20 protein-coding genes are annotated in these 20,526 nt (G+C 65.8%); 4 read left to right on the top strand and 16 right to left on the bottom strand.

Annotation, left to right across the window (positions count from 1 at the left end; translation table 11 throughout):
* Nucleotides 1-275: 275 nt before the first annotated feature.
* Together JJB74_RS11345 and JJB74_RS11340 are read right to left on the bottom strand one after the other, a co-directional pair.
* Nucleotides 276-1,622, bottom strand: a complete 1,347-nt coding sequence (locus JJB74_RS11345) for an SGNH/GDSL hydrolase family protein (RefSeq protein ID WP_200591985.1) — start codon at nt 1,620-1,622, stop codon at nt 276-278.
* Nucleotides 1,623-1,812: 190 nt separating this feature from the next.
* The gene (locus tag JJB74_RS11340; protein WP_200591984.1) at nt 1,813-2,649 is read right to left on the bottom strand and encodes a universal stress protein; all 837 of its coding nucleotides are present in this window, start codon (nt 2,647-2,649) and stop codon (nt 1,813-1,815) included.
* Nucleotides 2,650-2,831: 182 nt separating this feature from the next.
* On the opposite strand from JJB74_RS11340, the gene JJB74_RS11335 reads away from it, so the two are divergent.
* On the top strand, nt 2,832-4,451 hold the full coding sequence (locus tag JJB74_RS11335; RefSeq protein WP_234484113.1) for a phospholipase D family protein: 1,620 nt from the start codon (nt 2,832-2,834) through the stop codon (nt 4,449-4,451).
* 27 nt (nt 4,452-4,478) lie between these two features.
* On the opposite strand, the gene JJB74_RS11330 is transcribed toward JJB74_RS11335, so the two are convergent.
* Genes JJB74_RS11330 through JJB74_RS11320 form a run of 3 tightly spaced genes read right to left on the bottom strand, consistent with a single transcriptional unit; the run spans nt 4,479 to nt 6,171 of the window.
* Complete coding sequence (locus JJB74_RS11330; protein WP_200591983.1) at nt 4,479-5,243, bottom strand: anti-sigma factor family protein; 765 nt, start codon at nt 5,241-5,243, stop codon at nt 4,479-4,481.
* Entirely contained in the window at nt 5,240-5,740 is a 501-nt protein-coding gene (locus JJB74_RS11325) for a sigma-70 family RNA polymerase sigma factor (protein ID WP_200591982.1), read from the bottom strand. Before JJB74_RS11325 ends, JJB74_RS11330 begins: the two co-directional genes overlap by 4 nt.
* Nucleotides 5,741-5,790: 50 nt before the next feature.
* A complete protein-coding gene (locus tag JJB74_RS11320) occupies nt 5,791-6,171 on the bottom strand; it encodes a COG4315 family predicted lipoprotein (RefSeq protein ID WP_200591981.1) in 381 nt (126 codons plus the stop codon).
* Nucleotides 6,172-6,370: 199 nt separating this feature from the next.
* Between JJB74_RS11320 and JJB74_RS11315 the strand changes: the two genes are divergently transcribed.
* A complete protein-coding gene (locus JJB74_RS11315) occupies nt 6,371-8,626 on the top strand; it encodes a TonB-dependent receptor (RefSeq protein WP_200591980.1) in 2,256 nt (751 codons plus the stop codon).
* A gap of 84 nt (nt 8,627-8,710) precedes the next feature.
* On the opposite strand, the gene JJB74_RS11310 is transcribed toward JJB74_RS11315, so the two are convergent.
* Nucleotides 8,711-9,931, bottom strand: a complete 1,221-nt coding sequence (locus tag JJB74_RS11310) for a DUF4382 domain-containing protein (protein ID WP_200591979.1) — start codon at nt 9,929-9,931, stop codon at nt 8,711-8,713.
* A 206-nt stretch (nt 9,932-10,137) separates the two neighbouring features.
* The gene (locus tag JJB74_RS11305; protein WP_200591978.1) at nt 10,138-10,884 is read right to left on the bottom strand and encodes a DUF72 domain-containing protein; all 747 of its coding nucleotides are present in this window, start codon (nt 10,882-10,884) and stop codon (nt 10,138-10,140) included.
* A 250-nt stretch (nt 10,885-11,134) separates the two neighbouring features.
* Between JJB74_RS11305 and JJB74_RS11300 the strand changes: the two genes are divergently transcribed.
* Nucleotides 11,135-12,040, top strand: coding sequence for a hypothetical protein (locus JJB74_RS11300; protein ID WP_234484112.1), 906 nt, complete (start codon nt 11,135-11,137; stop codon nt 12,038-12,040).
* 23 nt (nt 12,041-12,063) lie between these two features.
* On the opposite strand, the gene JJB74_RS11295 is transcribed toward JJB74_RS11300, so the two are convergent.
* A complete protein-coding gene (locus JJB74_RS11295; protein ID WP_407672338.1) occupies nt 12,064-12,453 on the bottom strand; it encodes a hypothetical protein in 390 nt (129 codons plus the stop codon).
* 230 nt (nt 12,454-12,683) lie between these two features.
* Here JJB74_RS11295 and JJB74_RS11290 point away from each other — a divergent pair, with 230 nt between their 5' ends.
* Complete coding sequence (locus JJB74_RS11290; RefSeq protein WP_200591976.1) at nt 12,684-13,013, top strand: hypothetical protein; 330 nt, start codon at nt 12,684-12,686, stop codon at nt 13,011-13,013.
* A gap of 62 nt (nt 13,014-13,075) precedes the next feature.
* Here the strand turns inward: JJB74_RS11290 and JJB74_RS11285 are convergent, their stop codons facing one another.
* The 8 genes from JJB74_RS11285 to JJB74_RS11250 are packed head-to-tail and all read right to left on the bottom strand — an operon-like array spanning nt 13,076 to nt 20,384.
* Nucleotides 13,076-13,759 (bottom strand): cysteine hydrolase family protein, encoded by a 684-nt coding sequence (locus JJB74_RS11285; RefSeq protein WP_200591975.1) that lies wholly within the window; start codon nt 13,757-13,759, stop codon nt 13,076-13,078.
* A 22-nt stretch (nt 13,760-13,781) separates the two neighbouring features.
* Entirely contained in the window at nt 13,782-14,171 is a 390-nt protein-coding gene (gene hpxZ, locus JJB74_RS11280) for an oxalurate catabolism protein HpxZ (RefSeq protein ID WP_200591974.1), read from the bottom strand.
* Nucleotides 14,164-15,558, bottom strand: a complete 1,395-nt coding sequence (locus tag JJB74_RS11275) for an AtzE family amidohydrolase (protein ID WP_200591973.1) — start codon at nt 15,556-15,558, stop codon at nt 14,164-14,166. Before JJB74_RS11275 ends, hpxZ begins: the two co-directional genes overlap by 8 nt.
* Nucleotides 15,555-15,749 (bottom strand): AtzG-like protein, encoded by a 195-nt coding sequence (locus JJB74_RS11270; protein WP_200591972.1) that lies wholly within the window; start codon nt 15,747-15,749, stop codon nt 15,555-15,557. Before JJB74_RS11270 ends, JJB74_RS11275 begins: the two co-directional genes overlap by 4 nt.
* Before the next feature lie 36 nt (nt 15,750-15,785).
* Entirely contained in the window at nt 15,786-16,706 is a 921-nt protein-coding gene (locus JJB74_RS11265; RefSeq protein WP_200591971.1) for an ABC transporter permease, read from the bottom strand.
* Nucleotides 16,703-17,797, bottom strand: coding sequence for an ABC transporter permease (locus JJB74_RS11260; RefSeq protein ID WP_200591970.1), 1,095 nt, complete (start codon nt 17,795-17,797; stop codon nt 16,703-16,705). The genes JJB74_RS11265 and JJB74_RS11260 overlap by 4 nt, the downstream gene beginning before the upstream one ends.
* Nucleotides 17,794-19,389, bottom strand: a complete 1,596-nt coding sequence (locus tag JJB74_RS11255; protein WP_200591969.1) for an ABC transporter ATP-binding protein — start codon at nt 19,387-19,389, stop codon at nt 17,794-17,796. Before JJB74_RS11255 ends, JJB74_RS11260 begins: the two co-directional genes overlap by 4 nt.
* A complete protein-coding gene (locus JJB74_RS11250) occupies nt 19,389-20,384 on the bottom strand; it encodes a BMP family protein (protein ID WP_200591968.1) in 996 nt (331 codons plus the stop codon). The genes JJB74_RS11255 and JJB74_RS11250 overlap by 1 nt, the downstream gene beginning before the upstream one ends.
* Between the last annotated feature and the right edge of the window lie 142 nt (nt 20,385-20,526).

Raw genomic sequence — 20,526 nt, 5'->3', positions numbered from 1 at the left:
CGCGGATGGAAATCCGCGAAAATATTGCGTAGAAGAAATAATCGCGATGCTATCACGACCTGCAAACCGAATCTACAAAGACAAAGCAAAGTAGCCCATGTGGCGACCAATGAGTTACAGAGTTAAACGACGCATCGTACCGATGGCCGACTGACATCGTTTATCGTACAAGGCAACAAAACGCAACTGCCTATGCTGTGCGACCCCGAATGCGAGAAGTTCGCAGCCAGGCCTAGGCGGGGCATTCGCACTGTAATCTCGAACGGCAAATCATCCTATTGGAAAAGCGCCAGGTTCACCGCCGTCGCCATTGCGCCGTAGCCGGCGTCATTCGGATGCAGGCCGTCGCCGCTGTCATAGAGTGGATTCAGCAGGCCGGGATTGCCTGGCGCGCGCAGCGCAGCATCAAAGTCGACAACGCCGTCAAAAGCGCCGCTTGAACGTACCCAGGCATTGAGCGCCTGCCGCTTCGCCTCGGACGTGCCCGGCAGCGCGCAAGGCGCAAGCGTGCCGCCGATTACCTTCAACCCGCGAGTGCGTGCTTCGTTCGCCGCCTCGCTTATCGCTGCGATGAGCCGAGCGACGCTTACCTCTTCGGGCGTGCCCGATGCGCCTGAAAACAGGATGTCGTTGATGCCGAGAAGCAGAATGACATGGCTTGCGCCGGCCGCATTCAATGCATCGCGCTGGAAACGCTTCGTCCCGCTCGGGCCAATACCATCGGCAAGCCAGCGGTTGCCAGCGATACCGGCATTGATCACGCCGACGTACGCCAAACCGGCCGCCTGAAGCCTGTCGTTCAACTGGTCGGGATAGCTCCTGGCGCCGTTCGACGTGGCATGAACGCCTTCGGTAATTGAGTCGCCGAAGGCGACGACAACGCGCTTGGCTTGCGTATCGACGGCCTCCACCGCATTCAATACATAATTTGCGGTCAGGGCTTGTGCGCCGGCGGGCAAGACTTGCGCGCTGCTTTGGTCGCCGCTGGCGACATAGACCTTATCGCGCGCAAAGCCGTGCGCGGTGGTGATCGACACCGGCGCAGCAAACGCCATGCTGACCGCGAGCTGCGACAGTGCCGGGGCGAAAACGCTTACTGGATCGCTGAGCACTTCGCTTCCCGGGGCGATGGTAACCGCCGCCTGGCCACTGAAGCCCACCACGCTGTCGGTAGCGACATCGACGGCCGTATCCCCGGTACTACGCGCGATATGCACGTTGGAAATGACGAGCGGCACAGTGCCGTACAGGTTCGACAGGCGCAGCCGGAAACTGGTGCCGCCTATGGCTACCCGTACTGTCTGACGCAGTGTCTGATTCGAAAGGGTCAATGCCTGCGGCGGTGAAAATCCCGAAGTGCTGGACAGCGCGTCGACGGGGGAGGCGGTCCATGCCGCATGGAAAAGCAATTGCGCCGCCACCGGCGCCGGGGACGCCGTCCCGCTTGCCGTGGATGGGGGCGAGGTGGACACCGAAGAGCCATTGCCGCCGCCCGCGGCGCTCTCTCCACCACCGCCTCCACCGCCGCATGCCGCAAGCGCCAAGGCCAGGCACGCCCCAGTCAACCTGCCGAAGGACCGGCCCGGTCCCGCTTTATTCACACGATGCAACAACATCTCCATGCGGCTTCCTCTTCCATGCGATGACTGTGAAACGGAAGGTGTTACCGCAATCAGAGAAGCTATGCGCTGAAACAAAGCAAAAGCGGTGCGCAATATGATTCCCGGCGAACGGAAGCTTGATGCTTTCGTGTCGGGCATGCCAGTTCGGGCATCGTGTAGCAAGTCGGGGCGAACAGGCCGCACCAGCCAGTCAATGCGCCATCACCACCGGCAGCGTCATATCGCGCAGCACCGTGTGCGATGCGCTACCCATGAACATATCGTGCAGCCGCGTATGGCCGTACGCGCCCATGACCAGCAGATCAGCGAAGACATCCGAAGCCAGTGCCAGCAGCGCGCTGCCCATGTCCAGTTCGGTGCTTTCCACAAGGATTTCGCAGCGCACCCCGTGGCGCGACAGATAGCGCGCAAGCTGTGCCAAAGCATTCTGGCTGTCGCTGTCGCCATGCCGCGGTGCATTGAAACGCACGATCCTGGCCGCGCCAGCCTGCCGTAGCATCGGTAGCGCTCCGGTAACGGCGCGACTGGCGCCAGCGCTTCCATCCCACGCAATCAGAGGCTGGCGACCAACCGTGGCCGCCTCGGCGGCATACGGAATGAACATCACCGCGCGCCCGGTACCGAGAAGCAGATGTTCGGGCAGTCCGCGCTGCAGATCGCCGCGTTGCGCATCCGGATCCGGCTGACCCAGCACCACCAGATCCGCATACGGCGCCAGGACGCCAATGCCCCCGGCCGCATCATCGTCGATGAGCAGCGCTTCCCGGGAAACCACGCCTGCGTGCTGCGCCGCTTCCTCGAAGGCGACGATGGCGGCCTGGGCATCGGCGCGCATCTCGTCAAGCTGATTCATCAGCACCATGTCTTCCAGACTGGCGATATCACCGCCATGTACATGCCGCGGCAGGCCGGTGACTGCGACGCCGATCAGATGGGCTTCGTGCCGCGCTGCCAGTTCGGCCGCAATGCGCAGACGCTGCGCCGCATGCGGCACGTCGGCATGGACCAGGATAGTCTTGTAAGCCATTGCATCCTCCGAATCGAAATCGCAACCGAATGACGCTTCCAGCCTAGGCCGCGTGCCATGCGCCGGCAATGGATGGCGACTGAGCCGGATCAAGGGAAGCGTCTGCGCCGATTCGATATTCACCATGCATGCTGCAGCCGTGTCTGGAATACTCTCGGCAATCCATTGATCCAGGCGCCCACATGCACCAGGAAGCTTCATGGCCCATGCCGGCAGGCATGGTCAACGCAGCGAGACGGCTTTTTGCCGGCATCGCCCTGTTTGCGCTGCTCGCAGGCTGTGCGGGCCTGCCGCCCAATAACGCGCGCACGCCGTCGCACGCGCTCGAAGACACCGCGGCGACCCGGCTCGGGCAAGCCATCGCCCAGCGTGCCGAAGCCCATCCGGGGCAGGATGGCGTTTATGCGCTCTCGGACGGACGCGAAGCCTTCGCGCTGCGCATGGCCTTGATCGAGGCCGCGCAGAAAAGCCTGGACTTGCAGTACTACATCTGGCGACCGGACACTGCCGGCCAACTGATGTTTGAAGCGCTGTGGAAAGCCGCCGAGCGCGGCGTGCGGGTGCGGCTGCTGCTCGACGACAATGTGACGGGCGGGCTTGACGCCGCACTGGCCGCGCTTCAATCGCATCCGAACATCCAGGTCAGGCTGTTCAATCCGTATGCGAACCGTGGCCTGCGCATTGCCGACATTGCCGGCGATTTCACCCGCATCAACCGGCGCATGCACAACAAGGCCTTCATCGCCGACAACCAGGTCGCCATCGTCGGCGGTCGCAACATCGGCAACGAATATTTCAGTGCCGGCCCGGGCACCGAATTCGTCGACCTCGACGTTGCGCTCGCCGGTCCCGCCGTGCGCCAGACCTCGGGCGAATTCGACCTGTACTGGAACTGCGAGTCAGCCTATCCGGCCGAGCGCTTCATTGCGCCGGCCGATGCGACGCAAGCCGCGCAGATGCTGCAGGCCTGGGCTGCGCTCGCGCACGAAGCGCCGGCGCAGCAGTATCTGCGCGAAGTGCGTGAGACGACACTGATGCGGCAACTCTTGTCGCACAGCCTGCCGCTGGAATGGACCACGGCGCGCATCTTCTACGACGATCCGTCCAAGGTCGTGGCGCGGGAAGACCGCGCCGATGGCCATTTGCTGCCGCAATTGCTGGAGGCAATGGGCAAGCCGCGGCACGAGCTCGACCTGGTGTCGCCGTATTTCGTGCCGGGCGAAGAGGGCACGCGCTCGCTGACGGCGCTGTCGGCCGCCGGCGTGCGCGTGAGGATCCTGACGAATGCGCTGGCCGCAACCGATGTGGCCGCGGTGCATGCGGGGTATCGCAAATATCGCAAGGCCCTGCTTGCCGGCGGCGTGACGCTGTACGAGTTAAAGCCGGTCCTGACCAAGCCGGCGCGAAGGCAGGAAAGGGCGGAGAAAGAGGAGAGGGGAGAAGGGCACCCTTACGGATCCGGCGGCAGCTCGGCCTCCTCGTTGCATGCGAAGACGTTCGCGCTGGATCGCCTGCGCGTCTTTGTCGGCTCCTTCAACTTCGACCCGCGCTCGGCCCGGCTCAACACCGAGATGGGCGTGGTGCTGGAAAGCCCTGTGCTCGCCGCCAGACTGTCGGGCATCTTCGATGAGCGCGTGCCCGACGATGCCTATGAAGTGCGTCTGGCAAGCGACGGCGGCCTGGAGTGGATCGAGCGCAGCGGCGACGGCGAACGCATCTGGCATAACGAGCCGGAGACGGGCTGGCTGCGGCGCACCTGGATCCGCCTGCTGTCGGTGCTGCCGATCGAAGACCTGCTGTAGAACGGACCGGACATGCGGAGCATGACTTCAATGCCCGGCAAGCTGCCGATACGACGCCTGCGCCGCCGCCAGCATGCGCTCGCGCGGGATCTTGCCCGACAGCGCATAGCCGAAGGCGCCGTCGACCCAGTAAAACACGCCGACGCCATCTTCCACGGCATAGCGGAATGCGGTGCCGGCATCCGCGCCATCGTGGCGCACATACAGCGTGAGCCGGTTGCCTTGCGCATCCTGGTACATGAATTGCGCCGCCGGACCATCATCCGCCGCCAGAAGCCGCCCGCCCACGAGGGCAAAACCTTCGCGGCTCAAGTCCGGTATCGCCAGCTTGGCGCCGAGCCGCTTGGACAACCATTGCACCAGATGCGCTTCCTGATCCGCGCCGACTTCCACCGGATGGCGCACTTCCGGCGCATAGACCACATGCGCGATCGCGGCCTGGCGCGGCAGCGTCGCGGCGACATCGGGCGCGCTCGCCGCGGAAAGCGGGCCGCGCGCCATGAAACCGGCGACCCCGCCCAGAGCCAGCCAGAGCACGGCCGCCGCAATGCGCGGCAGCCGCTGCCGCCACCATGGTTTTGCCATGGCGCTGCGCTGCAACCGTATCGGCGGCGTCTCTTCCAATGTCGCATCGAACAGGGCATGCAAGGCTTCGCGCTGGGCCTGCCAGTCGCGCAAGCGCTGCGCCTCTTCCGGATGCGCATCCAGCCATGCACGCACCTGCGTTGCGCGCGCGTCAGTCAACTGGTTATCGATCAGGGCGTGCAGTTCGGATTCGAGCGGACGCGTCATTTCACCACCTTCAGCGCAGGCCCCTGCGCAGGCTCGCCACGCAGCAATGCGCGCAGCCGCGCTCGCGCGCGGGCGAGCCGCGACATCACGGTGCCCACCGGCACGCCGAGAATCGCCGCGGTCTGTTCATAGGAAAACTCTTCGAGGCTGACCAGGAGCAGAGTTTCACGCTGCTCCAGCGGCAGCAGCGCGAGCGCGCGTTCCAGGTCGCGCAGATCGAGCGCGGATTCGCCGCTGGCCGGCGCGGCCGGCTCGAAGTCGAGGTCCTGCAGCGGCATGGCGCCGCGCGCCGCTGCCCGGCGCATCTGGCTCATGTACAGGTTGTGCATCACTGTCATCAGCCAGGCATCGAGATGCGAGCCGCGCCGAAACAGCATCCAGCGCGACAACGCCCGCTCGACGGTGTCCTGCACCAGGTCGTCGGCCGCGGCGCGATCGCCGGTCAGCGCGCGGGCATAGCGCCGCAGCCGCGGCAGATGCTCGAGGATCTCGTTCATCGAAGGCAGCCGGACAAGGCGGCGCGCGGGCTCATCGCTGCTCGACGCGCTTACCGCGCCACGCGCCAGACATTGTTGAAGCCGTCGCCGGTCATGTCGCCCGGCTTCTGGTCCTTGGCCCAGTAGTAGAGCGGCTTGCCCTTGTAGGCGACCTGCTTGCCGCCGTCATCGCGGGTGATGACGCTGTAATCGCCAGAAACCGGGCCGGTCGCCATGAGCGGCGGCCAGTTCTCGGCGCACTTGCCATTGCACATGCTCTTGCCGTTGGCATCCTTGTCGAAGGTGTAGAGCGTCATGCCTTTCGGACCGACGAGAGCATTGTTTTCCATCCTGGCCGGCGCCGACGACATCATGCCCGATGACGCAGCGCAACCGGCGAGGGCGGCGGCAAGGGCGAAGGAAGCGAGGGTGGAGAGGGCGGCGATACGCATGGTCTTTCCTTTCATGGTGGTGGGTACTGCACGCGGGAAGCGCACACGGTAAACGCGCAGCGCGAGCCATTATTCCATCCGATCGTTATATTTTTTCATAAGCCTGGTTTCCTGTAGGAAAATACCAACTTTTAGAACGATGGCGCTGCGGTAAGATGCGCTTTCCCGAAAACATCCCGACGAGGAAAAGAGGAGACACATGAGTCAGCCGATCGCGCGTGCGCATCGACGCCATGCATTGCGAGCCGCACTGGCCAGCGCATTTGCCTGCTTCGGCACGGCGCAAGCCCAGACCGTCAATCCCGCCGAAGCGCTGGAGCTGCCAACGGTGGAAGTCATCGGCACCACGCTGCTGCCCGGCCTGGGTACGCCGATACAGGATGTGCCGGCCAACGTGCAGATCATCACCAGCGACAAGCTCGAGCGCCAGCATCACAACAGCGTGGCCGAGCATCTGGAGACAAACGCCAACAGCGTCACGGTCAATGCGGCGCAGGGAAATCCGTATCAGCCGGACGTCAATTTCCGTGGCTTCACCGCCTCGCCGCTCCTGGGCGTGCCACAGGGCCTGTCGGTATTCCAGGATGGCGTGCGCATCAACGAGCCTTTCGGCGACACCGTGAACTGGGACCTGCTGCCGCAGTCCGCCATCGCCAGCATGCAATTGATCCCGGGATCGAATCCCGCGTATGGTCTCAATACCCTGGGTGGCGCGCTCGCGGTCTATACCAAGAGCGGCAGCGCCTATCCGGGCGGCTCGGTGCAACTCTCCGGCGGCTCCTTCGGCCGTAAAGCAGTCGAATTCGAAAAGGGCGGCAAGTCCGGCAATCTCGACTACTTCCTCACCGGGAATTTCGCCGACGACCACGGCTGGGCGGATCACAATCCGAGCCGCATCCAGCAGTTCTTCGGCAAGGTGGGTTACCAGACCGCCGACACCGACTTTGATGTCAGCCTCACCGCCGCGGACAACCGGCTGCAGGGCACGCAGGCGCTGCCGGCATCGTTCTCCGACAACATCCGCCAGGCCTATACCTACCCGGACCGCAATGACAACAAGCTGATGTTCCTGTCGGCCAAGGGCAGCCACTTCCTGAACGACCAGGTGCTGCTAGGCGGGAACGTCTACTACCGCCACTACCGCAACAACAGCTTCGCCAGCAACGTCAATGACCATGCCGACGACGGCGGCCCGCAAGCCTTCAACGACGCTTCGTCGATCGACCAGGACAGCGCTGGCCTGGGCCTGCAACTGACGCTGCTGGGCGACATTGCCGGCCGCAAGAATCAGTTCGTCATCGGCGGCAGCGCCGATCTCGGCAATGCCCGCTACACCCAGAACAGCCAGCCGGCCGCGTTCACCGCCGACCGCGGCACCGAAGCGCTGGGCGACTTCGCCAGCATCACCAACGCCAGAACCGGCAGCCGCTATTACGGACTGTTCGCCACGAACACCTTGTCGCTTACACCGCAATGGGCACTGACGCTGTCCGGCCGCTACAACGTCGCCAAGATCCATATCCGCGACCGCAGCGGCGAAGCGCCCGAGCTCAATGGCGACCATAGCTTCTCGCGCTTTTCGCCAGCCGTCGGCGTGAACTGGAACCCGAGCAAGGCCTTGACCGCCTATGCCACCTACAACGAAGGCATGCGCGCGCCGACCGCCATCGAACTCACCTGCGCCGATCCGACTGCGCCATGCAAGCTGCCCAACAGCTTCCTGTCCGATCCGCCGCTCAACAAGGTGATCGCGCGCACGATCGAACTTGGCGCGCGCGGCAAGGGCAATGACGGCTTCGCATGGAGCGCCGCAATCTACCGCACCGAGCTCGATGACGACATCGCCTTCGTCAGCAGCGGCGGCGTCAGCAGCAACGCCGGCTACTTCCAGAATGTCGGCAAGACTCGCCGCCAGGGCCTGGAACTGTCGGCCGGCCGCAAGTTCGGTCCGCTCGGCATCACTGCGCACTACAGCTTCATCGATGCGACCTACCAGACCTCGTTCGCCGAAAGCAGCCCGTCCAACAGCAGCGCTGACACGAACGGCGAGATCCAGGTCAACAGCGGCAACCGCATTCCAGGCATACCGCAGCACAGCTTCAAGCTGCGGCTGGACTACGACATCACGCCGCAATGGGAAGCCGGCGCCAACATCGTGGCCGTGTCGGGCATCCATGCGCGCGGCGATGAGAACAATGCCGACAGCCGCGGCAAGCTGCCGGGCTATGCGGTGATCAACCTCGACACCCGCTACACCGTGAAGAAGGGCTGGGACGTATTCGCCCGCGTGTCGAACCTGTTCAACCGGCAGTACGCGAACTTCGGCGTGCTGGGGCAGAACGTATTCACCGGTCCGGGTAGAAGCTTCGATCCGGACAATCCGCTGGCCGAGCAATTCCGCGGCTATGGCGTGCCACGCGCGGTGTGGGTGGGAACGCGGTACTCGTGGATGTGATGCGGCGCTGTCGCAACGCCGGGTAATGGAAAAGGGCCGCAAAGCGGCCCTTCGTTCATGCGCTGATGCCTGCGATGCGCATGCTCAGGGCAAGAGGGTGAGGTTCACGCCGGACTGGCTGGCGCTTGTCAGATCCACCGGCCCGACGCTTTTCGCGGTATAGCCGGAAGCCGAGGCCTGCACCGCGTATTTGCCAACGCCGGGCGACACCGTAGGCTGCGCGGCGAAGGACAGCGGCAGTGTCGCGCTGTATTGCGCCACTTGCGGCGGCACCGTCGGCAAGCCCGTCAATGCATAGGTGGCGGGCGCCAGGTCGGTCGAGCGATAGCGGATCGTGACCGGCATGCCCGAAGCCAGCGTCTGCTGCGCGGCCACGTACGCGGTGTCCGATGCTCCCGCCGGCGACAGCGTCACGGTGCCGCCGATGTCACGCGCCGGCGTCGCGGCGCTCGCGGGATCGATCGGCGCTGCCTTCGTCGATACTGCGACGGTGGCGGTCGTGCTCGCTACAGGCACCGAGGCGATCACCGTCGCTGCCTTGCCATCGGCCGTGATCACCACGTCATAGCTGCCCGGCGCCAGGCGCGACAGGAAGAATTCGCCGGTGCTCGCGTCCGGCGCGGTGCTGGCAACGATCTGCCCGTTCTGTTGCGCCGACACTTCCACATGGCTGCCGGCCAGGGCGGGATTGACGAAACCGTCGATGCCGTTCACTGCGGTCGGCACGACCTTGACGACGGGCTTCAGCGCCAGCGTCTTGTTGCCGCGCGCGACGATCGATGTGCACGCATCGAAGTCCAGCACCAGGTCCACGCGCTGACCGGCGACCACATCGAAGGCATGGCCCAGCTTGATGCCGCTTTGCACTGCGCTAGGCGTGTCCAGCGCGATCTCGGTCGTGCTGCCGGTCCTGATCACGCTGTTGGCCATGACATTGTTCGAATTTGCACCCAGCACCAGGCGCAACTGCGTGTAGTGGCCCGGCGCCAGCGGCGTCTCGCCGAGCGCCGACAACACGCCGTTGGACAGGCTCAGCAGGTTGATCTTGCGTGCCGGGTTCAGGGTGATATCGGTCCAGCCGGCATCGGTGTCGGAGGCACTTGCGCTCTGGTGCACGCGCACCTTCGTCACCGTGACATTGACGGCGTCATAGCCGCAGGAAGGCGCGTCCGTCAGCGATACACCGAGCGTACCGTTGCCGCTCGTGCTGCCCGTCGAATCCCCGCCACCGCCGCCGCCGCAAGCCGCAAGCAGGGCAGCCGACGCGATGGCGCCCAGCAAGGCTGCGAGATATGTGGGTTTCATGAGGTGTCTCCCTTTTGCAATTGGTTTGTGTTGCGCTCGGCGATGCGCGCTGTGACGCGTGCCGTTGAACGTCCTGTAAAAAGCCCGGGGAGTGTAGCGAGTGATTTAGTTGCCGAAGAGAAATGTTGCAAACGCTTACTTTTGCCCGTGTTCCGAAACGTCTCGCGCGCAGGCATGGTGCTGCCGCGCCTGCGGAAGCTGGCCTGTCATGAACTGGTCGCCAGTTCGATCATGCGCATCGCATTGCGCGGCGCATAAGCGTGGATATCGTTGTTGAAGAAGACATAGGCGTCGCGAGCGGACTGACCACGCAGCAGCGCGAGGTCGGCCAGCAGCGCCTCATCGTCGTAGTTGCTGGCATACAGCGCGCCGGGTCCGTGGCGACGCAGGTAAAGGAAATCGCAGGTCGCCACCAGCGGCGTGCTGAACTCGGGCCAGTCGGATGCCACCAGCGCGGCGCCATGGCGCTCCAGTAGCGACAGCGTGGCCGCGACGAACCAGGAAGGATGCCGGATTTCCAGCGCCACCCGTACGTCATGCGCGTTGAACATTGCCAGCACTGGCTCCAGGCGCGCCAGGTCGATGCTCATTGCGCCAGGCAGTTGCAGCAGCACCGGGCCGCGCTTGTCGGCCGGGATGCGCAATACGCCTTCGATGAAGTAGTTCAACAGATCCGCTCCCTGCCGCACGCCGCCTTCGCTGTGCAGCTTCAGGCGGCGCCGGTGCGACACCGACTGCGGCGCCTTGAGCACGATGCGGTGCCCCGCCGGAACGCTGTCGGTCCAGGCAGCGACCGTATCCGGCGGCGGAATGCGGTAGAAGCTGGAATTGATTTCGATCGCGCTCATGCGCTGCATCGCATAGGCCAGCCTGTCCTTCACGCCGCGCGGATAAAACACGCCATTGTTCCAGTGGCGGTACAGGTAGCCGCTGGTGCCGACATGGATATGCATTGCTCTTGCTTTCTCCCTTCCTTTTCGCTGGACGTGTGGCTTGCTGCGGGTGCGCCGGCGAGCGCAAAGCATAGCGGGCCGCGCTGTGCAGGTACACGAAACGGCGCAAGCCCAAGGACATGCGCGCAGGGAAATGGCTGCAATGGGAGGGCGGACGTTACACTTGCGTCGCCGCCGGAACGCGGGCAAGCCGACCATGTCATACTGCACCGGCCTTTTCATGGCTTGCAGCCCGCCAACGCCTTTTTCGATGAAGCAGTCCAGTCCTTCCCAACAACATCGCACCCGTATTCGCATCCGCATTGCCGCCGGCATCGGCATGTCGCTGCTGCTGCATGTGCTGCTGTTTCTATTCTTCCGATCGCACATGACGCCGCAACCGCAAAGTGCGGGCACCGAGAGTCATGGGCCGCTGGTCGTGCAGCTGAACCGGCAGCCGCTGGGACCAAAGACTGCGCCGCCTGCAGCGAGCCCGGTGCCGCCCCTTGCAACGCGTGAGCCTGAGGCACGGCCCTCTCCGCCAGCCGCGAAGAAGCGCGTCGCGCCGCGCACGCCCACGCCGCCGGAACGCGCCGCGCCGCCGCGCGTCCCCCTGGCCAGGCGCGCCGAGCCGCGCCGTGCGCCATCGACTGCGCCGTCGATGGCGGCACCGAGTGCACCCGCTGCGCCAGCGGCCCCAGGTTCAGCCCCGCCCGCTGACATGTCGGAAATGGTCGCTGCGGCGCGCGAGCGCCGCCGCGCCGCCGGCATACCGTCGCCGGGTGCGTCGTCGAACGCCACGGACAGCAAGCCGCAGGGAGACGACGTGGCGCGCGCGAACGTTGCCTTCAGCGTCGCCCAGGCGCGCGGCCGCAAATCCGACGGCGGGATTTTTCATATCACGCGCATGGGCGTGCGCAACGCCGAGTTCCTGTTCCGCGGCTGGGACAACGACAGCCGCGCCGCCGCGCGCGAGCTGGTCGAAGTCGACGCCGGAGCCAACGGCGACGTGGAAACGGCCATCGTGCGCAAGATGATCGAGATCATTCGCAAGCATGAATCCGGCGACTTCAGCTGGGACTCACATCGTCTTGGCCGCGTGGTGATGCTGTCGGCGCGCAGGGAAGACAATGCCGGCCTCGAAGATTTCCTGAAACAGGAGTTCTTCGTGCGCTGACGTGAAATCGGCTCAGCCGCGCTTCATTTCGCCTTCTCGTGTTCGGCCAGGCCGACGGTCTTGTAGTCATAGCTCAGGAAGAATTCGGTCTGATATACGCCCCAGGCCGTATCTTCCAGCACCCGATTGACCTCGCGCACGCGAGTGGCCGGCAAACGTAGCGTGACGACCTGTCCAATGCCCATCGCCACATACCAGCTGACGACCTCCATGCCCTGCGGCGGAAACGCCTGGTAAAAGCCCTGGCGCTTCAACTGCGCATTGAGCTCGCCCAGCGGGCGCGACTGGTCATGCTTCAGGAACACCGTCAGTAGCACCGCATTGTCCGGCGTGGCGCTAGCCGTGCCGGCCGGCGGCGCGGCGACCGTCTGCGCCGCGGCCCCGCCGCACACCGCCAGCGAGGCGCACAGCAGAATGCTGCCGAGTAAAGTCTTCTTCCATGCTTTCACAGTCTTTCTCCTCGATAGGCCGCACACCGGGCAAACGATATCGACCTTCAGTGCGCGCCATGACGGCAATGCGCAAGGAAACCGCTATCTCTGCGGGTGCGCGGCTCGGGGTATTCCCGAGGTATCGCTGTGCCGTTTCCCTCTGCAAGGCTCGACTACAATGCGCCTTTCCACTGCTCTCCAACCCGCACTCCATGAAGTCACATCGCAATGCGCCGGCGAAGGCGCTAGCAGCCGGCATCGTCTTGCTGCTCGTCGTGCACGCGCCGGCCGGCATGGCGGCCGATACCGAAGGAAAGGTGGGGCGACTGGCCCGCAAGACCGGCGAAGGCATACGCCATGGCGCGGAAAAGACGGGCGAAGGCGTTGAACGAGGCGTTCGTCATGTCGGTCGCGGCATCGAGCGCGCCGCCGCCGCTACCGAAAAAGGGGTACGCAAGGGCGTGGAAAAGACTGGAGCGGGCATCACCAGGCTAAGAGGAAAACTGCGCGGCAAGCCGCAAACCGGCGCACATGAGGCTTGAAGCCGATCCCCATGCGCTGACCTGGCCGGGGCAGGGCGCGGAGCCGGGCGGAGTGGACCCGGTCAGACTGCTCGCGATCCCGCCGCCTCGCGCAGCGCCTCCAGCGTCGCAGTCCATCCAACAATGCCGCCCTGCGCGCGGATCATCGCCAGCGTGGCCTCCTTGAACTCGGGGAAGTAGCTTGCCGTTGCATCCTCGATCAGCAGGCATTCGTAACCCCTGTCATTGGCCTCGCGCATCGAGGTCTGCACGCAGACTTCGGTGGTCACGCCAGCGAAAATCAAATGCGTCACTCCGCGCCGTTGCAGCTCCTGCTGCAGCGGCGTCGCATGGAACGCGCCCTTGCCGGGCTTGTCGATCAGGATTTCCCCAGGCAGCGGCGCAAGCGCCGGGATGATCGCGTTGCCGTATTCGCCGCGCACCAGGATCCGGCCCATTGGCCCTGGATCACCGATGCGCAGCCCTGGATTGCCGCGCGCGCGCTTGGACGGCGGACAGTCGGACAAGTCGGGAAGATGCGATTCCCGGGTGTGCACGATCAGCATGCCCAGGGCACGCGCGATGTCGAGCAGCGCCGCCGCGGCCGGCACGATAGCCGCCAGCGTCGATACATCGTTGCCCAGCGCTTCGCCGAAACCGCCGGGCTCGATGAAGTCGCGCTGCATGTCGATCATCACCAGCGCAGCCGTTTCCGGCCGCAGTGCATACGCATAGGGCTGGGCCTGCACGCGCAAGAGATTCTTCATCGGCTTTCCCTTCCTCAGCGGCTCATTTCGCGCCCGCATCGAGCAGGCTCACATGCGCGGCAACCACGCGCCAGCCGGCGTCCGTCTTCATCCAGGTCTGGCTCTGGCGCCCGATGCGTTGGCTGCCACCGCGCACGAATTCCATGTTCGCTGTCGCCATCGCATCGCCATAGCTGGTGATGACCACGCGCCGTATCGTGCGCTCGAGGCCGGCAGCGGGACGGTTCGCGCGGAAGGCGCGGATCGCGTCATAGCCGTACAGGTTCTCGGTGGCGCCGTAGCGCAGGGTGTGCGGCGAATTCCAGAACAATTCGTCCAGCACCGCGACATCGTTGGAGACAAGGGCGGTTTCATAGCGCTCGAAGGCCGACCTTACCTCGGCCAGCACATCAGGGCGGTTGATCTCAGGCATGGTGGGAAAGTGGAAAGGGTTCGTCAGTTTGGCGATGCGGGTTGGGGTGTGGCGGCGCGGCGCACAAGCCCGCCGCTTCCAGCACGCGGGCAGCGGCCAGGCAGACATCCTCGCGCCATGGCGGGGCGATCAATTGCACGCCGACCGGCAGGCCGCCCGCCTGTGCGGGCCATACCGGCACTGCGCACACCGGCAGGCCGATGCAGGAAATCGGCTGCGTGAGCAAACCCATGCTGGCGCGCGTCGGCACACGCCTGCCATTGATTTCCATCTCCTCGCTGCCCAGCGGCGTGGCCGGCACGGGCGTGGCCGGCGCGATCAGGAGATCGATGTCCTCGAACAGATCCAGCGCTTCTTCGTAGACCATGCGCCGCACCCGCTGCGCCTGGGCGACCCAGCCGGCCGGGATCAGGCTGCCGGCAATCAGGCGGTCGCGCGACAGCGGCTCGTATTCGTCGTAGCGCTCGATCAGCCGGCGACGATGCAGCGCGCCGCCCTCCGCCCCGGTGATGACGAAGGCTGCGGCACGCGCCTTCTCGGCGCCGGCGAGCCTGAGCTTGCGTGTGGCGCCGAGCGCGTGACTCACTTGCGCGACCGCCTCGCATGCAGCGCCCGATGCCCACTCTTCGAACCAGCCGCCGAGCACAGCCACGCGCAGTCCGTGCGCGATGCCCTGTTCGATGCGGGAAGAGCGCGGCGCATCGAGCAGTGCGTCATACGCGAGCGACAGATCCTGCGCATTCGCAGCGAAGGGTCCGAGGTGATCGAGGCTGTGCACGAAGGGAAAGCTGCCGGCGCGCGGCAGTCGGCCGAAGGTGGGTTTCAGGCCGAAGATGCCACACAGCGATGCGGGCACGCGGATCGAGCCGTTCGTATCCGACCCAAGGCTGATCGGCACCATCCCGGCCGCCACCGCCGCGGCCGAGCCGCCTGAAGAACCGCCGGCGCTGCGCGTGGTATCGCGCGGATTGCGGGTCGGACCGAAATGGCTGTTCTCGGTGGTGAAGCCGTAGGCATGCTCATCCATGTTCAGCGCGCCGACCAGCACCGCCCCGGCTGCGCGCATGCGCTCGACGAGCACCGCGTCGCGCGCGGCCGGCGCATTGCCGCGGTTGACCGCGCCGCCGGCGAGCGTGACTTCCCCTTCGATGTCGAACAGATTCTTCACCGCGTAGGGCACGCCGGCCAAAGGCGGCAAGGCTTCGCCGCGCGCGCGCCGCGCATCGATCTCGGCCGCTTCGCGCCAGGCGCGCTCCTCCGTCAGGGAGGTGAAGCAGTTCAACGCCGGATCGAGCCGCTCGATGCGCTCCATGCTCGCGCGCAGCGCATCGACCGCCAACAGGCTGCCGTCGGCGACGGCCCGCGCAATGTCACTGGCGCGCATCATGGCTGAAACAGCGCGGCCGGTTCCGCGTCCAGCGGCAGATCGGCGTCGAGAAAGCTGGCGGCGATGTCCGCGATGCGCGCAAACTGCGCCGTCACGCGCTGGCGCAGCGCTTCATCGGCGGCATAGCCGTGCAGCGCCAGCGCCGCGCCGACATACGCCTCCCTCTCCCTGGCGTGGTCTTCCCAAGTCATCGTTTCGCCTCGCTTCCTTGTTGAAAAATTGGGATCTCATGCCCGGCTGTAAGGCTGGGCCAGCGCCGCCGGCGCGGTTTGCCGGCCCATCAGCCCGGCCACCGCGAGCAGCGCCAGCACGTAGGGCAGCATGATCAGGAGTGCGCTCGGCACGTTCACGCCGACGCTGGGCAGGAAGAACTGCAGCGCCGTCGCCGCGCCGAACAGCAGGCAGGCGCCGAGCATGCGGCCGAGCTTCCAGTTGCCGAAGATGATGGCGGCGATCGCCAGGTAGCCGGCGCCGTTGGTCATGCCTTCGGTGAAGGTGTGGATGTCGCCGATCGAGATGAAGCAGCCGGCGACGGCGGCCATCACACCCGCGAACACGACCGCGCCATAGCGCAGCGCGGTGACGGACAGGCCGCAGCTGTCTGCCGCGCGCGGCTGCGCGCCGCTCGCATGCAGGGCGAGTCCGAGCGCGGTGCGCTGCAGCACGAAGGCGGTGAGCCCGATAACGGCCAGGCCCGCGTAAAGCAGCCAGACCTGCTCGAACACCATCGTCCCCACCAACGGGATGTCGCGCAGCAGCGGCGGCGCCCACTTGGACAGCCCCGGGATCGCCGCGTCCGAGCGGCTGCCGAAGAGCTCACGGTAAGCCAGCGTGGTTGCGCCCAGCGCCAGGATATTGATGCCGATGCCGGTGACGATCTGGTTCGCCCGCAGCCGGATGCTGAGAAACGCCTGCAGCAAGGCGAGCGGAATCACCGCGAGCACGCCGCACAGCAGCCCGAGAAGCGGATTGCCGCTGGCCCACGAGCCGACCGCGCCGGCGAAGGCGCCGGTCAGCATCATGCCTTCCAGGCTCATGTTCAACACGCCCGCGCGCTGGCTGACCAGTTCGCCGGTGGCGCCGAGCAGAAGCGGCGCGGCAAAGCGGATCGACGAACCGATGAATACTGCGACCATTTCCGCTGTCATGCCTTGGCTCCCGTCGTGCCGCGTGACCGGAGATGCATGCCGGCCAGCGTGAGAATGATGATGCCCTGGACCACCAGCACCAGCGCCGAAGGCACCGATGCGACCATCTCCATGTTGATGCCGCCCGAGCGCAGGAAGCCGAACAGCAGGGCGCCCGCGAGCACGCCGGGCACCGAGCCGCGCGCCAGCAGGCCTACCACCAGGCCATCGAAGCCGTAGCCCGATGAAAAGCCGGCCTTGAGCACGGTCTGGTCGCCCTGCAGCATGATGCCGCCGGCCAGGCCGCCGAGCGCGCCGGCCAGCGTCATCGCCAGCACGATGCTGCGCGTGATCGGCATGCCGGCCTGGGCCGCGGCCTGCGGATTCAGGCCGACCGAGCGCAGATGGATACCGAACAGGCTGCGCGAGAGCAGCCAGGCGATGGCGATCGCCAGCACGATGCCTATCGGCAGGCCGATGTGCAGCGGCATGGCATCGTCGCCGAAGAAGAAGGGCAGCTTCGTCGACGCCGGTATTTCCAGCGATTCGGGCAGGGTGCCGGAATTGGTCATCGGCTGGCGCAGCAGCGCCTCGGACTGCACGCTCCAGTACAGGAGCCAGATGCCGATGAAGGACAGCATCAGCGTGCTGATCACTTCATTGGTGCCGGCCCTGGCTTTCAGCAGGCCCGGCAGCGCGCCCCACAGCGCGCCGGCGGCGCTGGCTGCGGCCAGCGGCAGCAGGAAAGACAGGCCGAAGGGCAGGGCCGCGACATGGCCATACAGGCAGACCGCGGTGGCGACGATGCCGCCGACGGCGATCTGGCCTTCGCCGCCGACATTGGTCAGCCGGGCGCGGTCGGCCAGCACGAAGCCGAGCCCGATCAGCGCGAACACCAGCGCACGGTTGATCGAAGCGGCGATCGCATACGGCGAGCCCCAGGCGCCGTCAGCGAAGGCCGCCAGCGCTTCGCTCACGTTCGCGCCGGTGGCGGCAATGAGCGCGATGCCAATCGCCAGCGCGATCGCGGCCGCCGCGCAGGGCAGCAGAATCGGCGCGGCGGCCAGCGGCGGCGCGGGCAAAACGAGTTTGGGGGAAAAGCGAAGATTCATGCCTGTTGTCCTGCCATCAGTGCGCCGATGCGCTCGCGTTGTTCGAATCCGGACGGGCATACGCCGACGATGCGCCCGCGGTACAGCACCAGGATGCGATCGGCGACGCTCAGCAATTCGTCGAGTTCGGAAGAGATCAAGAGCACGCCGACGCCTTCGTCGCGCGCGCGCCGGATATGGCCATACACCGCTTCGACCGCGCCGACATCCAGGCCGCGCGTAGGCTGCGCCGCAATCAGCGCCACCAGGCCGGGCAGCGTCAGCTCGCGCGCCATCACCGCCTTCTGCTGGTTGCCGCCGGACAGGCCGCCGAAGGCGACCGCCTCGCTGGCGGCGCGCACGTCGTAGCGCGCCATCAGCTCGCGCGCACGCGCAGCCATCGCGCGCCGGTCGACGCGTCCCCAGCGGGTGAATTGCTCGAAGCGATTCAGGAACAGGTTTTCCGCGACCGACAGGCCGTTGATGCAGCCATGCGCATGCCGGTCCTCGGGCACGATGCCGACGCCGGCGCGCGTGATCTCGCGCGGCGGCCGCCCCTGCATTGCCTGGCCGCGCACAAAGAAGCGGCCTGCCGTCGGGCGTGTCATGCCGGACAGCGCGGCGGCAAGCTCGCTTTGACCATTGCCCTCGACGCCGGCAACGCCAACGATCTCGCCGCGGTACAGCGTATGCGTGAAGTTGTCCAGGCGCGTGACGCCCTGCGCATCGATGACGGACAGCCCGTCTATCTGCAGCACTTCCTCGCTGGCGCGACGCGGTCGCGCCAGCGGTGGCGCCTTTGCCGGCGCGGCTGTCCCAACTACGGCTGTATCGGCGCCTTCACGCCACACCATCGCCCGCACCAGGCGCTCCATGTCGCTGGCGGGCTGCTGCGATTGCGCCACCACCATGCCGCCGCGCAGCACCGTGACGCGATCGGCGACCTGCCGGATCTCGGCCAGCTTGTGCGTCACCAGCAGCACGCTGCATCCCTGGCGCGCCACCTCGCGGCACACCGCGAGCAAGGCCGCGATCTCGTCGGGCAGGAGCACCGCGGTCGGCTCGTCGAGCACCAGGAGGCGCGGCGCGCGCATCAGGCACTTGATGATTTCCACGCGCTGCCGCTCGCCGACCGAAAGCGCATCGATGCGCGCATGGAGGTCGACCGACAAGCCATAGCGCTGCGACAGTTGCGTGATGCGTTCGGCTTGCTCGCGCCGGCGCAGCATGCCGCGCGCCTGGCCCAGCAGCAGGTTGTCCAGCGCCGTCATGTCCGGCACCAGGCTGAAATGCTGGTGCACCATCGCGATGCCGCTGCCCAGCGCATCGGCTGGCCCCTGTGGCCGGTACGGCGCGCCATCGAGCGTCATCCGGCCTTCGCTGGGCGCATGCACGCCGAAGATCACATTGCACAGCGTGGATTTGCCGGCGCCGTTCTCACCGAGCAGGCACTGGATTTCGCCGGCGCGTATCGTCAGGTCGACGTTGGCAAGCGCCTGCATCGCGCCGAAGCGCTTGCCGACGCCGGCCAGCGCGAGCCAGGGTTCGCCGATCGCATGCTGCGCAGCCTGTGCAGGTTCGGCGATCGGGGCGGATGCGGCGCTTGTCATCATCAGCCCTCGAGCACCTTGATCTTGCGCTCCATGATTTCCTTCTTGATCTGCTCGAGCTTTTTCACCTGGTCCGGCGTGGCGTTGCAGATTTTCATGTCCGAGGATTCCGGTCCCATGGCCAGGCCGAAGGCCTTGTAGCCTGGCTTCCATTCGCCGGTCACCGCCTGCGAAATGGCATAGCGCACCTGATAGCCCACGCCGGTAATGCTGTAGGCCACGTACAGCGGATCGCTGCCGCAGCGGTCGGTGTAGCTGCCGATGATGTGCGTGCCCTTTTCCTTGGCGGCCTGCTCCATGCCGCGCAGGCCAAGGTTCAGGATGTGGTAATGCACATCGGCGCCCTGCGCGATCGCGGCCAGCGTGGCTTCCTTGGACTTGGCGACGTTGTCGAAATCGCCGGTGTAGTTCTCGACGTACTTGATGTTGGGATTGATGTAGCGCGCGCCGTTGCCGAACTCCTTGCCGGCATTGACGATCGATGGAATCTCCATGCCGCCGACATAGCTGACCGCGCCATTCTTCGACAGCATGGCCGCGGCCGCGCCGGCGACAAAGGCGATCTCGGCCTGCTTGACGTCATAGCCCGCAACGTTCGGCGCCGATTCGCCCTGGTTGCCGCCGACGATGGAGAACTTGACCTTCGGGAAGCGCTTGGCGATCTTGTACACCGCCGCCTGCGTCTGCCCGCCCACGCCGATGACGAGGCTGTTCTTCGATGCCAGGTTGGTCAGCGCCTGCTCCATGTCCGCATAGTTGATGTTCTCGATCATCTGCACCTTGATCTTGCCGCCCTGCTGCTTCTCGGCGGCGACCAGGCCGTCATAACCGGATTCCATCCAACCCTTGTCCGACTTGGATCCCGGGATCAGGATGCCGACCTTCAGCGGGTCTTCGGCATGCGCAAACGGCGCCGCGGCGAAGGCGCAAGTGGCCAAGGCGGCGGTAGCGGTGGCAAGCGATTTGACCGCGCGGCGGCGGTTCCATGTTCTCAGCATCTGGCACTCCTTTTGCATTATTGGAAGAGGGTGAAACGGGTTGCGGCAGCATGCGATGCAAGTTCGGTGCCATCGGCCATGCGACCACATCATGAGCCGCGGCACGCATGGCCGGCGCCCGCCTTCCCCGCGCTTCGCCCAT

It is taken from the genome of Noviherbaspirillum pedocola (assembly GCF_016632335.1).
Lineage (GTDB): Bacteria > Pseudomonadota > Gammaproteobacteria > Burkholderiales > Burkholderiaceae_D > Noviherbaspirillum_A > Noviherbaspirillum_A pedocola.
The sequence above is the reverse complement of the archived record's forward strand: the minus strand, read 5'-3'. Positions and strand labels throughout refer to the sequence as shown.

Coding starts and splice junctions, on each gene's coding strand:
- hpxZ (WP_200591974.1), bottom strand. CDS start 14,171: ATGCCTGAGATCAACCGCCCTGATGTGCTGGCCGAGGTAAGGTCGGCC.
- JJB74_RS11315 (WP_200591980.1), top strand. CDS start 6,371: ATGAGTCAGCCGATCGCGCGTGCGCATCGACGCCATGCATTGCGAGCC.
- JJB74_RS11270 (WP_200591972.1), bottom strand. CDS start 15,749: ATGACTTGGGAAGACCACGCCAGGGAGAGGGAGGCGTATGTCGGCGCG.
- JJB74_RS11275 (WP_200591973.1), bottom strand. CDS start 15,558: ATGATGCGCGCCAGTGACATTGCGCGGGCCGTCGCCGACGGCAGCCTG.
- JJB74_RS11255 (WP_200591969.1), bottom strand. CDS start 19,389: ATGATGACAAGCGCCGCATCCGCCCCGATCGCCGAACCTGCACAGGCT.
- JJB74_RS11300 (WP_234484112.1), top strand. CDS start 11,135: ATGAAGCAGTCCAGTCCTTCCCAACAACATCGCACCCGTATTCGCATC.
- JJB74_RS11320 (WP_200591981.1), bottom strand. CDS start 6,171: ATGCGTATCGCCGCCCTCTCCACCCTCGCTTCCTTCGCCCTTGCCGCC.
- JJB74_RS11250 (WP_200591968.1), bottom strand. CDS start 20,384: ATGCTGAGAACATGGAACCGCCGCCGCGCGGTCAAATCGCTTGCCACC.
- JJB74_RS11335 (WP_234484113.1), top strand. CDS start 2,832: ATGCACCAGGAAGCTTCATGGCCCATGCCGGCAGGCATGGTCAACGCA.
- JJB74_RS11345 (WP_200591985.1), bottom strand. CDS start 1,622: ATGGAGATGTTGTTGCATCGTGTGAATAAAGCGGGACCGGGCCGGTCC.
- JJB74_RS11260 (WP_200591970.1), bottom strand. CDS start 17,797: ATGAATCTTCGCTTTTCCCCCAAACTCGTTTTGCCCGCGCCGCCGCTG.
- JJB74_RS11325 (WP_200591982.1), bottom strand. CDS start 5,740: ATGAACGAGATCCTCGAGCATCTGCCGCGGCTGCGGCGCTATGCCCGC.
- JJB74_RS11285 (WP_200591975.1), bottom strand. CDS start 13,759: ATGAAGAATCTCTTGCGCGTGCAGGCCCAGCCCTATGCGTATGCACTG.
- JJB74_RS11290 (WP_200591976.1), top strand. CDS start 12,684: ATGAAGTCACATCGCAATGCGCCGGCGAAGGCGCTAGCAGCCGGCATC.
- JJB74_RS11340 (WP_200591984.1), bottom strand. CDS start 2,649: ATGGCTTACAAGACTATCCTGGTCCATGCCGACGTGCCGCATGCGGCG.
- JJB74_RS11310 (WP_200591979.1), bottom strand. CDS start 9,931: ATGAAACCCACATATCTCGCAGCCTTGCTGGGCGCCATCGCGTCGGCT.
- JJB74_RS11305 (WP_200591978.1), bottom strand. CDS start 10,884: ATGCATATCCATGTCGGCACCAGCGGCTACCTGTACCGCCACTGGAAC.
- JJB74_RS11330 (WP_200591983.1), bottom strand. CDS start 5,243: ATGACGCGTCCGCTCGAATCCGAACTGCACGCCCTGATCGATAACCAG.
- JJB74_RS11265 (WP_200591971.1), bottom strand. CDS start 16,706: ATGACAGCGGAAATGGTCGCAGTATTCATCGGTTCGTCGATCCGCTTT.